The 15,946-nt window shown below is 33.0% G+C and carries 14 protein-coding genes; 3 read left to right on the forward strand and 11 right to left on the reverse strand.

The features are described from left to right. Positions 1–116: 116 nt before the first annotated feature. From RAH41_RS05145 to RAH41_RS05155, 3 genes are all read right to left on the reverse strand, one after another. The gene (locus RAH41_RS05145) at positions 117–998 is read right to left on the reverse strand and encodes a hemolysin family protein (protein WP_331221099.1); all 882 of its coding nucleotides are present in this window, start codon (positions 996–998) and stop codon (positions 117–119) included. A gap of 400 nt (positions 999–1,398) precedes the next feature. Then, a complete protein-coding gene (locus tag RAH41_RS05150; RefSeq protein ID WP_331221468.1) occupies positions 1,399–2,715 on the reverse strand; it encodes a hemolysin family protein in 1,317 nt (438 codons plus the stop codon). 163 nt (positions 2,716–2,878) lie between these two features. Next, a complete protein-coding gene (locus RAH41_RS05155) occupies positions 2,879–3,295 on the reverse strand; it encodes a MerR family transcriptional regulator (RefSeq protein ID WP_331221100.1) in 417 nt (138 codons plus the stop codon). A gap of 154 nt (positions 3,296–3,449) precedes the next feature. Between RAH41_RS05155 and RAH41_RS05160 the strand changes: the two genes are divergently transcribed. After that, positions 3,450–4,274 (forward strand): aminoglycoside phosphotransferase family protein, encoded by an 825-nt coding sequence (locus tag RAH41_RS05160; RefSeq protein ID WP_331221101.1) that lies wholly within the window; start codon positions 3,450–3,452, stop codon positions 4,272–4,274. A 338-nt stretch (positions 4,275–4,612) separates the two neighbouring features. Here the strand turns inward: RAH41_RS05160 and RAH41_RS05165 are convergent, their stop codons facing one another. After that, positions 4,613–5,257, reverse strand: coding sequence for an HD-GYP domain-containing protein (locus tag RAH41_RS05165; protein WP_331221102.1), 645 nt, complete (start codon positions 5,255–5,257; stop codon positions 4,613–4,615). A 518-nt stretch (positions 5,258–5,775) separates the two neighbouring features. On the opposite strand from RAH41_RS05165, the gene serC reads away from it, so the two are divergent. Both serC and RAH41_RS05175 read left to right on the forward strand, forming a co-directional pair. Then, a complete protein-coding gene (gene serC / locus RAH41_RS05170; RefSeq protein WP_331221103.1) occupies positions 5,776–6,870 on the forward strand; it encodes a 3-phosphoserine/phosphohydroxythreonine transaminase in 1,095 nt (364 codons plus the stop codon). After that, on the forward strand, positions 6,867–8,027 hold the full coding sequence (locus tag RAH41_RS05175; protein ID WP_331221104.1) for a phosphoglycerate dehydrogenase: 1,161 nt from the start codon (positions 6,867–6,869) through the stop codon (positions 8,025–8,027). The genes serC and RAH41_RS05175 overlap by 4 nt, the downstream gene beginning before the upstream one ends. A gap of 218 nt (positions 8,028–8,245) precedes the next feature. Here RAH41_RS05175 and RAH41_RS05180 read toward each other — a convergent pair whose 3' ends face one another. The 7 genes from RAH41_RS05180 to RAH41_RS05210 form a co-directional block, all read right to left on the reverse strand. Beyond that, positions 8,246–9,436, reverse strand: coding sequence for an acetyl-CoA C-acetyltransferase (locus tag RAH41_RS05180; protein WP_331221105.1), 1,191 nt, complete (start codon positions 9,434–9,436; stop codon positions 8,246–8,248). 52 nt (positions 9,437–9,488) lie between these two features. Then, on the reverse strand, positions 9,489–10,907 hold the full coding sequence (locus RAH41_RS05185) for a sigma-54 interaction domain-containing protein (RefSeq protein ID WP_331221106.1): 1,419 nt from the start codon (positions 10,905–10,907) through the stop codon (positions 9,489–9,491). An 83-nt stretch (positions 10,908–10,990) separates the two neighbouring features. Next, a complete protein-coding gene (locus RAH41_RS05190; RefSeq protein ID WP_419471563.1) occupies positions 10,991–11,776 on the reverse strand; it encodes a 3-hydroxybutyrate dehydrogenase in 786 nt (261 codons plus the stop codon). A 21-nt stretch (positions 11,777–11,797) separates the two neighbouring features. Then, complete coding sequence (locus RAH41_RS05195; RefSeq protein WP_331221107.1) at positions 11,798–12,454, reverse strand: 3-oxoacid CoA-transferase subunit B; 657 nt, start codon at positions 12,452–12,454, stop codon at positions 11,798–11,800. A 12-nt stretch (positions 12,455–12,466) separates the two neighbouring features. Then, positions 12,467–13,168, reverse strand: a complete 702-nt coding sequence (locus tag RAH41_RS05200; protein ID WP_025568519.1) for a CoA transferase subunit A — start codon at positions 13,166–13,168, stop codon at positions 12,467–12,469. Positions 13,169–13,210: 42 nt separating this feature from the next. Continuing rightward, positions 13,211–14,641, reverse strand: a complete 1,431-nt coding sequence (locus tag RAH41_RS05205) for a GntP family permease (protein WP_331221108.1) — start codon at positions 14,639–14,641, stop codon at positions 13,211–13,213. Positions 14,642–15,012: 371 nt separating this feature from the next. Continuing rightward, positions 15,013–15,888 carry an NAD-dependent epimerase/dehydratase family protein gene (locus tag RAH41_RS05210; protein ID WP_331221109.1) on the reverse strand — a complete coding sequence of 292 codons (876 nt, stop codon included), beginning with the start codon at positions 15,886–15,888 and terminating at the stop codon, positions 15,013–15,015. Positions 15,889–15,946: the final 58 nt, after the last annotated feature.

The following is a 15,946-nucleotide window of genomic DNA, read 5'->3' on the forward strand; positions in this document are numbered from 1 at the left end:
GAGCATGAGCTGAGCCTCCTATTCAATTCGTTCCTGTGCGTCTCAAGCCTTCCTGGGAATTTCACTTTTGTTCTTTTTTCAAATGACTGTATTTCAACACATAAAAAACTCGGCTCCTAAGAACCGAGTTTACTTTGCAAATTTTGGTGATTTATTTTTACTATTACACTTTGTATTCTTCTATTTTGAACATCTTTAATGATGAAGGTTAAATTTTTATATTGAAGTAATTCTCCATTTTTTGGTATATGTTTAAAACTTTCTAATAACCATCCACCTAATGTTAAATATCTACTACTAGGCTTTTTTATGTTAAATCGATTAAAAAAACTCGATAAGTCAATTGAGGCTTGGAATTGGTATTCATTTTCATTTATTTGAAAAAAATCATCCTCTTGCTCATCAAATTCGTCTCTAATTTCGCCAACGAGTTCTTCTATTATATCTTCAAGCGTAACGATACCGGAAGTTCCTCCAAATTCATCCATAACAATTGCTAAATGTGCATTTTGTTTTTGAAGGATTTTTAGCACTGTAGAAATTTTCATTGTTTCCATAACATAAATCGGCTCTCTAATCAGTTCATGAATAGTAACTGATTTTTTTTGTATTAGTTGAGTTAAAAATTCCCTTTCAGAAATTACACCAATTATATGATCAATATCCTGCTCATAAACTGGGATTCTAGAATATCGTTCTTGTAAAAATAAATTACATATATAATCCACAGATTCATTTATATCAATCGCTACAACATTTGTTCTGGGTGTCAAAATGTCATTTACTTTTTTTTCTTTAAAAGAGATTGTTCTTAAAAATAATTCATCTTCGTACAAATTAAATTGTTCTTCATAAACAACATCAAATAAATAATTATGAATTAAGAGATGTTTTTCTTTCGAATCTACATTTTTGCGATCCTTTGATTCTTTTAAAAAAAGTCGGTTAATAAAGTTTAAAAATTTTTTTATACTATTACCCGAGGGAGCATCTGACAAACACTTCACACCCCTATTACAAATTTTTAAATGAGACTATCGACAATCCTTTACAAATATTTAATTTATATGTATTCAACAAAGGAAAAATTATGCAAAAAAAAGCCTCTGACTTTAGAAAAGTAGAGGGGGGAAAATGAGGTATTTTACGAAACGATTAAAAAATAAGCTGATTGAAATAGTTAATAGTACAACTAGTAGAAGAATTTAAAACTTCTGCTCAAATCAACCTTACAACCTTATTTTATAATAAAAGGTAATGAATTGGAGATGTAAGTTGTTAACTTTTTGTGAACTAATGTACAAACTTTAACACATATCGTATTAGTGTTAATTGTTTATAGAAAACAAATAAAGAAGGTATAAAGTCTTATGCCTTTATCCTTCTTTTTCATCTTTTTTATGATTTTACTGCCTGAATCAACTCATTTTTTTTTATTTCAACCAATTTAACTTGGTGTGAATCTAATTCAATAACTTTGAATTCAAAGTCCTCAAATATAACAGATTCACCTTGTTGGATGTCGTGATTTTGAGTTAAAATCCAACCACCAATTGTGTCAACATCATCTTCCTCAACATACAGTCCGAATAAGTCATTAATTTCAGTAATTAATACCTTTCCGTCTACAATTTTATGTGATTCTGAAATATGTTGAACAGCTGGTTTTTCATCATCATCATATTCGTCACGTATTTCCCCAACAATCTCCTCAAGAATATCTTCCATTGTTAATAATCCTGCCGTTCCACCGTATTCATCATACAGTATTGCAAGTGGAATACGTTTTTTTTGCATTAACAATAATAAATCATGGATAGCGATTGTTTCAATTACTTGTATAACTGGGCGAGTATAGTTTGCGAAATCGTAAGTTTTTTCAACTTTTCCATCAAGATAACGAATAAAAAAGTCTTTTACATTAACCATACCTAATATATCATCTTTATCTTCACCAAAAACTGGGTAACGTGTATATTTTTCATTTTTAATTATTTCAATTTGTTCTTCAATTGGGTCTTCTGCATATAAACCGATAATTTCAGTACGAGGGACCATAATTTCTTTTGCAAGTCGGTTATCGAATTCAAAAATATTATTTAAATATTTATACTCAGCTTGATTAATTTCTCCGCTTTCAAAGCTTTCTGATAAAATAATTCTCAATTCTTCCTCAGTATGAACTTCTTCTGATTCAGATGCTGGCTTAACTCCAAATAATCCTGTAAAAAATCTTGCAGAACTATTTAATGCCCAAATAAATGGATAAGCTATTTTATAGAAAACGATAAGTGGAGTAGAAAGTATTAAAGTGATCGATTCAGCTTTTTGAATAGCAACCGTTTTAGGTGCTAGCTCACCAATTACTACATGAATAAATGTCATAAATGAGAAAGCTAAAATAAACGAAATAGTTGTAGCGATTGTTCCGTTTAATCCAAGAAATTCTACGACTGGGTGGATAAGATGTTCAAATGTTGGCTCACCTAAATAACCTAACCCTAAAGCTGTAACCGTAATACCTAATTGACAAGCTGATAAATATTCATCCAAACTCGTCGTAACCTTTTTAGCAGCTACTGCACCTCGCTTTTTTTCGGCTACTAGTTGATCAATTCTACTTGATCTAACTTTCACTATCGCAAATTCTGCTGCTACGAAAAAAGCTGTAAGTGCGATTAAAACTGCAATCATAAACAAGTTAACTATGTCCAATGACGAACTCGAGTACATTACTCGAGTATTCACCTCCTGAGAATTTCAATCTACAAAAATATAAAATTATTATTTTACTTACTTAATAGATTACCATAATTTAGTAAAACACACATATTTTATAGCTTTAATAAATTGTTAAGTTTTAAAATTAATTTAGTCGTTATTTTACAAAATGTTTCAATGTTTCAAATAACGGAAATGTATGATGTGACAATGAATCTACTAAAGCATTTTTTTCACAATCATTCATACCTGATATTACTGGTACTAATTGAGCTAATTTAGCTTCAAGCTCGATAATTTGATTTGATATTTGTTGAAATTGTTCAAAAACGGAATTTTTTTGATTATAATTAGCTTGCAACAAATCTTTTATCTCTTCTAAGGATATTCTCATTTTTTTACATTGTTCAATAAATCTGAGAGTCTCAATTGCCTCTGTGGAATAATATCGATAGTTTGATTCTGATCGTTTTGCTTCTAGTAACCCTAATTTTGTATAATAATCAATTGTTCTTTTTGAAACTTGAGCTATTTCAGCTAACTCACCAATGCGATACTCGATCCCAAGTGACAACCCTCCCCATTTTAAATACTATTTCTATTATATAATTTAGAAAGTATACAGTCAAACGTTACAGTTCTACATAATTTTCATTATATGTAAGGTATATAAATAAATTATTATAAATTCCTGACAAATCTTTGTTGTTTTTTAAGAAGTTGATGTGTTGATTTTTCGCTCCAGGATGTTCGCTTTCCATGGGGCGAAACCTGAGCCTCCTCGGCAAGCCTGCGGGGTCTCAGTTTTTCCGCATTTCCCAAAAATTGGATCACTTGTCCCTAAACCAATTCACTTCATTGAATTGCCTGAAGAAGCTCTCACTATACATGCTGTCGAGTCTATTGTTGGAATTGATGGTGAGGAGTACTTGCAAATAATTTCTAAGGAACAACAATATCAATTAGGTATTCAAGCTGGAAATGAATTGCTTAAAATTCATTCTTTAGCAAATCCCGAGCAACATCAATCTTGGAAAGATGTGAGACTTACTAAATACAATCGATACATAGATTTACTAATGGAATCTTCTATTTCATTTCCAGAACTTGATTTTATTCTTAACTTTGTTGAGGAAAACAAGCATCTATTATCAAATCGACCAATTACATTTTTACATGATCATTTTCATCCATCAAATTTACTTTTTAAAGATGAGCAACTAAAATCTGTTATTGATTTTGATCGATTTGAATGGGGAGATCCATACCATGATTTTCACAAGATTGCTCTTTTTACAAAAGAGATAAGTATTCCGTTTGCAATTGGTCAAATTGCTGGCTATTTTTCAAACAATCTCCCTGATGATTTTTGGACTCTGTATGCTTTATATGCTGCGATGATTATTCCATCGGATATTATTTGGTCTTATAAGACTACACCACATTTGGTTGATTCCATGTGGAAAAGGGTTCGAACGATATTAGATGACCATCGCAATTTTAATCAAGTAGAACCAAGTTGGTATAACAATAAGAGTAGCCAATATAAATAAGGCTACTTTCTTTTTGCTGATCTATTCGGGGATTTTTTTATTTGTAGTTGTTAAAAACAATCTTTATTATTGATTCTAAGCAAATTTTTATCAAATTATTATTCTAAAAAGAGGTCTATTTGCTAATTCCATTTGAATTTTTTATTTTATTTTCGATTCACTGGAATTTAATTGCGATTCTCTAAATTTAATTGCAAAGCTCAGATTTTATTTGTGATTCCCTCTATTTAATCGTAATTCTCTGATTTTAATTGCAGTCCCTTGTTCTTTTGTACCTTTTCAAACTAAAAAGAGATTCCCCATAAAGCTTTTGAGATACCCTCTTTTTTAAGAATTTTTCATTCTCTAAAATCAAATAAGCTAAGGAAAACATCCGTAATTTCAGGATCAAATTGGGTTCCTTTATTCTTTGCTATTTCCTGTAAGCAGTCTTCTAAACTCATCCCCTTACGATATAATCGATTTGAGACCATCGCATCATAGCTATCGGCTATTGCTACTATTCTAGCAGTTAAAGGAATTTGATCACCCTTAAGTCCTTTTGGATATCCTTTTCCATCGTATCGTTCATGGTGGTATAAAACGATATCAAGGATACCATTTTCATTAAAAATAGCAATATGCTTAATAATGTCATATCCAATCACAGGATGATTTTTAATTGTATTATATTCATCTTTAGTCAATTTCTCATGCTTCAGTAAAATATGCTCCGGAATTCCAATTTTACCAATATCATGTAGTAGCCCACCTTGGTGGATGACTGCACATAGATTTTTAGATACTTTCATTTTCTTTGCTATTTTATAAGCAATATTGGCAACACATTCTGAATGATGTGCAGTATAGTTGTCTCTGGAATCTAATGCCTTTGATAAAGCTAATATTAACTCGATGGATCCAGTATTAACTCTCTGGTATTGTTTCATTAATCCGACTGATATGTACGTGATTAAGTAATATGTAATTAGATAGCTAATCATATGCCCTGCTTGGGGAACTAAATAGTATCTAGAAAGCACAATCATTGTTGAAACTAAGATGATAAACCAATTAGAGCTGTTGTAAAAACCAAGACCAAATATTACTGTATTAAGCATGTACAGAAGGTAAAAACTATCATTTTTTTCAGAACAAATTAGATTAAATAATATACTCACCGCAAAAAAAATGTAAAAGGCATAACGAAAATAAACTGGATTGTTAAACCATTTAGAAAACATTTAAACTCCCTTAAAAACAATATAATCTTTACATTTTCCATTTTCTTCTAAAATTATGCATTATTATCTTTCATCAATGTTTTAACCGACTTAATTTTTTTTTTACTCACATAAATTTTCTAATTTGAATTTACAATCAATACCATTCCATATTCATTAATTTGAAAATTAATTTATTTTTTGAAATTTTTATTATTTTATTTCATCTTTTATTGACCAACGTATATTGGTGGTTTAAAGTAAGAATATTATAAAAATAACAAGTGAGGATGATTATTATGGAACGCGTCTTTAACTTCTCCGCTGGTCCATCTGTTTTGCCTGTTCCTGTATTGGAAAAAGTACAAAATGAACTTGTTTCTTATGGTACTTCTGGTATGTCAGTTATGGAAATGAGTCATCGTTCGGCTGAGTTTGAAGGAATTATTAAGAAATGTGAAAGCTTATTACGTGAACTTTTAGAAATTCCATCAAATTATAAAGTGTTATTTTTACAAGGTGGCGCATCAACTCAGTTTTCAATGATTCCATTAAACTTATTAAGTAAGTATAAAAAAGCTGCTTATATTAATACAGGAACTTGGTCAAAGAAAGCAATCTCTGAGGCGAAAAAATATGGAAATGTAGATGTTATAGCTTCTTCTGAAGATGAAAATTTTTCATATATTCCTAATTTAGAAGATTTAGCTCTTTTTGAACCATATGATTATTTACATATAACAACCAATAACACAATTGAGGGGACAAAATATTCTACTTATCCTAAAACAAATTCCCCTTTAGTTGCAGACTTTTCTTCAAATATTCTTTCAGAACCAATTGATGTCTCACAATTTAGTTTAATTTATGCTGGTGCTCAAAAAAACCTCGGCCCAGCAGGGTTAACAATTGTCATTATTAGAGATGATCTCATTGGAAGTGCAGATATAAATTGCCCGACAATGCTCGACTATAAAACACATGTAGAAGCATCTTCACTTTATAATACACCTCCTACATTCAGTATTTATGTAGCGAGTCTAGTTTTAGAATGGATTAAAGAATTAGGTGGTTTAAATACTATTTATCAAAATAATCTTTTAAAAGCTCAGTTATTATATGATTTTATCGATCAATCCGACTTGTTCTCTTCACCAGTTAAGAAAGAGAACAGATCGCTTATGAATATTCCATTTACGTCAACTTCTGATGAATTAAATAAGCAATTTCTTGCACAGGCAAATTCAGCAGGCTTGGTGAATCTTGAGGGCCATCGATCTGTTGGGGGAATGCGAGCTAGTATTTATAATGCGATGCCATTAGAAGGCGTTGAGAAATTAGTACAATTTATGAGTCAATTTGAAAAGAAAATATTAGAGGAGATTGTAAGATGATTAAAATTCAAACATTAAATAATATTTCTGAGCATGGAATGAAAGAATTTCCTTTGGAAAACTATTCAATTAACAATCAAGTAAATGAACCAGATGGGATTCTTTTAAGAAGTCATAGTATGCATGAAATGACGATACCAAGTAGTGTTAAAGCAATCGCAAGGGCTGGTGCTGGTGTAAATAATATTCCAATTGATGAATGTACTTCAAGAGGAATTGTTGTATTTAATACGCCTGGTGCAAATGCAAATGCAGTTAAAGAACTAGTTCTGACAAGTTTATTCCTTTCTTCACGACGAATTATTGAAGGAATTGAGTGGACTCGTTCTTTATTTGGTGAAGAAAATGTTTCTAAAATTGTCGAAGCTGGTAAAAAAGAATTTGCAGGAACAGAGATCGCAGGAAAGAAATTAGGTATTATTGGTTTAGGCGCAATTGGTGCATTAGTAGCAAATGACGCTCTTGCGCTAGATATGGAAGTATACGGTTATGATCCTTATATTTCTGTTGAAACTGCATGGCGATTATCTAGAAATGTGCAACGAATCGATAATTTGGAGCAGATTTTTTCAACCTGCGATTATATAACAATCCATGTGCCTTTAACACCTGATACAAATGGATTTGTGAATGAAAAACTTTTATCAGGAATGAAAAAGGGAGCAAGATTATTTAATTTTTCACGATCTGAATTAGTAGACGATGTAGCACTTGAATATGCGCTTAATAACGGGACTGTAGGAGTTTATGTGACAGATTTTCCAAATGAAAAAGTGATTGGTATGAAGAATGTCATTCCAATTCCTCATTTAGGAGCATCTACAACTGAATCAGAAGAAAACTGTGCTCGAATGGCTGCAAAACAATTAAAAAATTATTTGGAAACAGGTAATATAAAAAACTCTGTTAACTTCCCAAATGTAGAATTACCTTATACAGGGAAAAAACGAATTACGATTGCACATAAGAACATTCCAAATATGGTCGGTCAAATTACAGGATTACTAGCAAACTATCAAGTAAATATTGCTGATATGCTTAACCGAAGTAAAGGTGCTTTTGCTTATACAATGATTGACCTTGATGAAACGATCAATGGTCCAGTTGAGCAGTTGTTAAGGGATATTGAGGGTGTTATTTCAGTAAGAATCATCTAACCTTCAGACTGCCCGCCAAACGCTCGCTTTCTTCGTTGCTTCGCTTGTCTGCGCGGTGCTCATTACGTCTAGGGTAACTCCGCTCCTCACCAGGCTTCACGCCTCGAAAGATAAGCGTTGCAATCAGTCTGAAACTCAGAATTGTTTTTGTGTTTTTGGTTTTGTCTACACAATAAAGCGGTAGGGTCATTTTGAGTCCTACCGCTTTTTTTTATTTTTTATTCATAACAATTTTCAATAATTGTCGCAACGCCTTCTCCACCACCAATACATAGTGTTGCAAGACCGTACTGTGTCTCTCTTCTCTTCATTTCGTGAATCAATGTAACTAGTATTCTAGTTCCACTTGCACCAATTGGATGTCCTAGCGCAATCGATCCTCCATTTACATTCACAATATTTTCATCAAAACCGCATTCCTTCATGACAGAAAGCGATTGCACAGCAAATGCTTCGTTCGCTTCAATCAAGCCTATTTCACTTAATTCAATCAATGATTTTTCAAGTGCTTTTTTAGCTGCAACTGCTGCTCCAATTCCCATTATGCTCGGATCAACGCCTGCACTACTATTTGCAGTAATTTTTACTAATGGTTTAATACCTAGTTCTCTTGCCTTACTTTCACTCATTATTACAACTGCTGCTGCGCCATCATTTATACCAGAAGCATTTGCTGCTGTAACTGTTCCATTCTTTTCGAAGGCTGGTCTAAGTGATGATATCTTATCAACAGTCGCACCAAATTTTGGATATTCATCTTCTTTAAAAATGATTGGGTCCTTCTTCCGTTGTGGAATTTCAATCGCAACAATTTCATCTTCAAATTTACCGGCCCTAATTGCATTCTCGGCTTTTTGTTGGCTATTTACCGCAAACTCATCTTGTTTTTCTCTTGAAACTTCATAACGGACAGCTAAGTTTTCAGCTGTGTTTCCCATGTGATAATCATTAAACGCACACCATAGTCCGTCTGCAATCATACTATCTACAATCTTTTGATCGCCCATTCTATATCCATCTCTTGCACCTTTAAGTAAATAAGGAGCTTGACTCATATTCTCCATACCGCCAGCAACTATAATTTCAGCATCTCCTGCTATAATTGCTTGAGTCGCCAAATGAATTGATTTTAATCCAGAACCACAAACCTTATTTATTGTCATTGCCGAGACAGTATTTGGGAGTCCTGCCTTTAATGCTGATTGTCTAGCTGGATTTTGACCTAAACCAGCTTGAAGTACATTCCCCATTATTACATCATCAACCTGATTTTCTTGAATACCCGCTCTATTAATCGCTTCTTTAATAACTTTAGCGCCTAAGTCTACTGCACTTACACCTTTCAATGTACCACTGAAACTTCCGATAGCAGTTCTAACAGCACTAACAATTACAACGTTCTCACTCATTTTATTTCCCCCTTTTTATTGCATCCTAATTTACCAAATTACATGAATTCCTTTAACTTTTTATGTTATAAGCCTTACATTTTTCATAAAAAGTTGACTTACTAATTTCTAATAATTTTGCAGCTTCAATTTTATTACCTTGAGTTTCAATTAAAGCTCTCTTAATTGCTTCTTTTTCGGTCTCTTCAATCATTTCTTTTAACGATTTTAAGGAATTTTGATTGTTTAAATGAGATGCATTTTTTTCGAATTCGACTGTATTTTTTTGATTAGTTGGATTTTCATATAAATAAAGAGGTAATTGCTTTGGTGTAATTACTTTACCATTTAGGACATTTATGCATCTCTCAAGTACGTTTTCTAGTTCTCGAATATTTCCTGGCCAATGATGTGACTTAAGAATTTGAAAAACTTCATTTGAAATTTGAATTCCGTTTCGATGAAATTTCCTTTCGAGTTTTTTTATTAGCGAATCTGCTATGAGAGGTAAATCATTTATCCTTGATCTAAGTGGAGGAATGTATATTTTAATTACATTTAAGCGGTAATACAAATCCTGGCGGAATTCTTTTAATACTACCATATTCTCAAGATTTCGATGGGTAGCGGCAATGACTCTTACATCAATAGAAATAGGAGAACTTCCACCAACTCTTTCAATCTCTCTTTCTTGAAGTACTCGCAGTAATTTACTTTGCATATGCAAAGACATATCACCAATCTCATCTAAAAAAATCGTTCCACGGTTCGCAATCTCAAATTTCCCTTTTTTCCCGCCTCTTTTTGCCCCTGTAAAAGCACCTTCTTCATAACCGAAAAGCTCTGATTCTAGTAAATGCTCTGGAATTGAAGCGCAATTTACTCGTACAAATGGAAAGTTTCTTCTTGGACTAGCATCGTGAATTGCATGTGCAAACAATTCCTTTCCTGTACCAGATTCCCCAAAAAGTAAGATTGCAGAGGAACTTGCAGATACTTGCTCTGCCAAATTTTTTGCAGCGTTAAAGACTGGCGTATCACCAATAATTTGATTGAAGCTATATTTACTATTTAATTCTTTCTCAAATTTTCTTTTATAATAGTTTAATTCTTCTACTAAAGGTTCTACTTTTTTAGAATACTCAATCCAATCTTGCGCATTTCGGAACATTACCGTTCCGACAGCACCTACTAATTCATCACCTACATACAGCGGATAACGATTAGCTACCATTTCAGTATTTTTTATTGGATGGATCTCAGCAACTTCTGCCTGACCGGTTTTAGCGACTATATGCATTCTTGAGTTTTCTATAACATCTACTACTGGCATTCCAATCACTTCATTGGGAGAACGCCCAACAAACTCACAATACGATTCATTCATATACAAAACTTTTCCTTCACGGTTGACGACAACAATCCACTCAGTTGCGAGATTAATAATCTCGGAAATCCAATCAAAAGGAAGACTTTTTAACATACTATTCATACTTACCTCGCTTAAAGTAGTAGGGTTCTAGAAAGGATAAGAGCAGGAATCTCCCCCTGCTCAAACAACCTTTCACACTTATCCTACTGAACTGTATACCCTGCATCTATTACATTCGCTTGACCTGTAACCCCACCAGTATATTCACTAGCAAGAAATACTGTATAATTTGCAATTTCTTTTACTGTAAGTAATCTTTTTTGAGGTACTAATGGATAAATTACTTCTTCAATTACACTTTCAATTGGTACATTTCTTGTTTTTGCTAAGTCCGCCAACTGGTTTTGAACTAAAGGTGTATCAACGTAACCTGGGCAGATTGCATTGACAGTAATACCATCTGTTGCACCTTCTAATGCGGCAACCTTTGTTAAACCAATCACACCATGCTTCGCAGAATTATAAGCAGCTTTACCAGCGAAACCTATTAATCCATTGATAGAAGCCATATTAATAATTCGGCCATACTTTTGCTTTTTCATAATAGGAAATACATGTTTGATACTAATAAAAGGTGCTGTTAACATGACTTTAATAAGTAATTCAAATTTCTCAGTAGGGAAATCTTCAATTGATGAAACGTATTGTAAACCAGCATTGTTTATTAAAATATGTAATTCACCAAATTGATCGATTACTTTATGAAACGTGTCAACGACTTGTTCTTCATTTGTAACATCACATGCATATCCAATTGCATTAAACCCTAGCTCTTGTAATGAAGAAGCAGACTTTTGAACATTTTCCTCATTTAAGTCGGTTAAGACAACTGTTGCTCCTTGCTCTGCAAAGGTTTTAGCAATTTCAAAACCAATTCCACTACCAGCACCAGTTATCAGTGCAACCTTCTCAGAAAGCACTTGCTGCATTTGTTTGCCTCCTTTTAAAGATTAGTTCACGTTATTTAATAACTTCGGACTAATTGTAAATGTAGCCTCTGTATTTTCAGTAATTTCTTGAATCGTTGCTCCACCAACGCATTCAACTAAAACCATTCCATTTTCTGTAAAATCAAAAACTGCTAATTCAGTAATTAGTCTATTAACTACGCTTTTTCCAGTTAAAGGTAAAGTACATGCTTTTTTAACTTTACTTTCACCATATTTATTCACATGTTCCATCACTACGACGATTTTCTTAGCTCCATTTACTAAGTCCATCGCGCCGCCCATACCTTTTACCATTTTTCCTGGAATCATCCAGTTAGCAAGATCACCAGTTTCAGAGACTTCCATGCCACCTAAAATAGCTAGATCAATATGGCCTCCTCTAATCATCGCAAAAGATTCAGCGCTATCAAAATAAGAAGCTCCTTTAGCCGCAGTTACTGTTTCTTTACCTGCGTTGATTAAGTCAGCATCTATTTCAGTTTCTGTTGGGTATGGTCCAATACCTAGTAAACCATTTTCAGATTGTAGCATTACTTCAATTCCTTCTGGAAGATAGTTTGCTAATAAAGTAGGTAGTCCAATTCCAAGGTTTACATACATACCATCTTGAATTTCTTTAACCGCAGTTTGAATAATTAATTGACGAATATCTTTCATGTTATTAGCCCCCTATACTCCTGTAGTCATTCTACGTTCAATTCGTTTTTCGTATGTTTCACCGTGGAATACATGTTGTACATAAATGCTTGGCGTATGAATTGCATCAGCATCAAGCTCTCCAACTTCTACTACTTCTTCGACTTCTGCAATTGTGATTTTTCCAGCCATCGCTGCAAGTGGGTTAAAGTTACGAGCAGTTTTTCTAAAAATTAGATTCCCTTGTTTATCAGCTTTCCACGCTTTAACAAATGCAAAGTCTCCTACGATACCTTCTTCTAATAAATAAGTTCTTCCATTAAATACTTTATGCTCTTTTCCTTCTGCAATTGGTGTACCTACACCTGTTGCTGTATAAAAACCTGGAATTCCAGCACCGCCTGCACGAATACGTTCAGCTAGCGTCCCCTGAGGAACAAGCTCTACTTCAAGTTCTCCACTTAAGAACTGCTTTTCAAATATTTTATTTTCTCCAACATATGAAGAAACCATCTTTTTAATTTGTTTATTTGCTAATAAAAGACCAAGACCCCAATCGTCTACTCCACAGTTATTACTTACGATTGTTAAATCCTTTGTCCCTTTATCTCGTAATGCTAAAATCATTTTTTCAGGAATACCGCAAAGACCAAAGCCACCGACAATAATTGTAGCTCCGTCATGAATTTGTGAAACAACCTCTTCAACTGAAGTAATTACCTTATTCTTGCCCATTATTTTGCTCCCTTCAAAAGTAAGATTAGTAGTTTAACATTCTTAAACAAGTCCTGTAAGTTTAAATACTGCAATGATTAAGAATACTGCAACTGTTTTAATAATTGTTATTGCAAAAATATCTTTATATGACTGGCGATGAGTTAAACCAGTTACAGCTAATAATGTAATGACTGCACCATTATGAGGCAAAGTATCCATACCACCCGATGCCATCGAAATTACACGATGCATTACTTCTGGCGGAATATTGTATTTATTTATCGCCTCGATATATTTTTCAGACATCGCACTGAGTGCAATACCCATACCACCTGATGCAGAACCTGTAATACCTGCTAAAGTTGTAGTTGTTACAGCTCCATTTACTAATGGATCCGTAAATGTATGAGAGATTCCTTTACTTACCATTCCAAATCCAGGTAAAGCAGAGATTACTCCACCAAAACCATACTCAGCACCAGTATTCATAGATGCAAGTAGTGCTCCACCAATGCTTGCATTAATACCTGTCTTTAGATTTGTACGTATATTCTTATAACCATAAATCATCGCTGAAAGAATCCCAATAACTAGAGCACATTCAACTGACCAAATACCAACAACTGCAGGAATTTGAACAACCCCAAAAGCTTCTAGTCCAATTGATTTAAAATCGAATCCATTTGGATACCATTTTGGGAACGAAAGAACAAAAAATTTATTTGAAAATCCAACTAATAAAAGTGGAACAAATGCTAAAATCTGTTTTAAAACTGGTGTAGAAGTATTCGTCGTTAATGAAGGAACTTCTGTTTGCGTTTCATTTGCAGCAGCTAGTTCCCCATTAAATCCAAAATAGCCTTCACCTGCTTTTTCTGCTTTTTTACGTCTTGATTCTAAATACCAAAGACCAACTGCAAATACAAAAACAGCAGCTAAAATACCTAGAAATGGTGCCGCATAAATATCCGTTTTGAAAAATGTAGTTGGAATAACATTTTGAATTTGCGGTGTACCTGGCAATGCATCCATCGTAAATGTAAACGCACCAAGTGCAATTGTTCCAGGAATTAATCGTTTTGGAATATTACCTTCACGGAATAAGTTTGCAGCAAATGGATAAATAGCAAATACAACAACAAACAAGCTTACTCCACTATATGTTAAAATTGCACCCATTAATACAATCGCTAAAATAGCTCTTTTTGCTCCAACTAATTGAATAATCGTCTTAGCGATTGACTCAGCGATTCCAGACATTTCAACGACTTTACCAAAAATTGCACCAAGTAAAAACACAGGAAAATATAGCTTTATGAAACCAACCATTTTTTCCATAAAAATATTACTAAAAAATGGAAGAATATAACTTGGCTCAGTTAAAAGTACTGCAAATAAAGCACAAATTGGTGCAAATAAAATAACAGAAAACCCACGATAAGCAACAAACATTAAAAGTCCTAAAGCTAATAAAATAATTAAGATTTCCATAATAACCTCCTTATGATCTTTCATTTTGATACTTTTTGATAACGCTTTCATTCAAACTATGCACTAGTTTAAATACCACTATTTACTGTATTTAGCTCCTTTCAACAGAATGTTCTTCTGTTTTTAATACAAGCAAATAGTATGCCAAGAGTTACTAACGGATTTTATGTGGAATGAATTAACTAGATTTAGGACCGTTTCTACACGGTAAAAACTTTTTTATAATTCTGATAATATTATGTTAATTTATAATTTTCAATATTTTTAAAGTGGTTTTTTCCGAAATTCCGGAATTACACTCTGATAAAATTCCGAAAACCTGGAAATTCCAGAAGTTCGGAATTTTATTTTTTGAACATTTTATGAACTTTTTATAATGAGCAATAATGATGAATTAATTTTCCCATCCAATCATGAACTTCTAAAAATTGGAAACCTTCTTTTTTAGCTTTCTCATTACTCAATGATTGATCGCTATAAGCATCAAATGGTGATTGATGTTCGACTGCACCATGAGAGTTAATAATAGCCATTTTTCCAGTTTCCTTTTCACAAATGTTAATAATTTCTTTAAACGTTATTACACCATTAGAACACGCGTTAAAAGGACCACTTTTAATCGATTCATTTTCACCTAACCAAAGTAGAAACTCGGCCGTTTCATTAGAATCGATAAAGGTCATCTCTTTGCTTAAATCAGATAGTATTATTTCTTCATTTCTTGAAATTTTATGAACATGGAAGAGTAATCTCTTAGTATAATCATCCGGTCCTAATACGATTGGGAATCTAGCCGCAAACACCGGAAAATTGGCTTCTTGAAATAAAACAGCCTCACAAAGACGCTTCCCTTCAGCGTATGAATATTCGTTATCTTTATTATACTCAATAGGATAGTTAGAAGGATCGAAGTCATTTTCCACATGGTTTAATCCCGAATCATAAACCGCTAAAGATGAAGTGAAAATATATTTTTTAACATGATTAGTTAATAGTTTAATAATTTCTTTCGCTTCATTTGGCGTGTAACAAATATTATCATAGACTATGTCCCAATTATGATTACTTAACTTGGTCATGGTTTCTGGATTCCGTCGGTCAATTATCAAGCGACTAACTCGATCTCCGAAGTTATCTTCTGTAAGTCCCCTTGTTGCGATTGTAACATCATAACCTTTTTCTACTAATTTATGAACAAGTCGTTTTCCGAAAAATCTCGTACCGCCTAACACTAAAACCTTTTTCATTTTTTACCCTCCAAACAAAAAAATCCCATATTAATAATTCGCCATAAAACTACAAATC

Source organism: Gottfriedia acidiceleris (assembly GCF_036421055.1).
Taxonomy (GTDB): Bacteria; Bacillota; Bacilli; order Bacillales; family Bacillaceae_G; genus Gottfriedia; species Gottfriedia acidiceleris_C.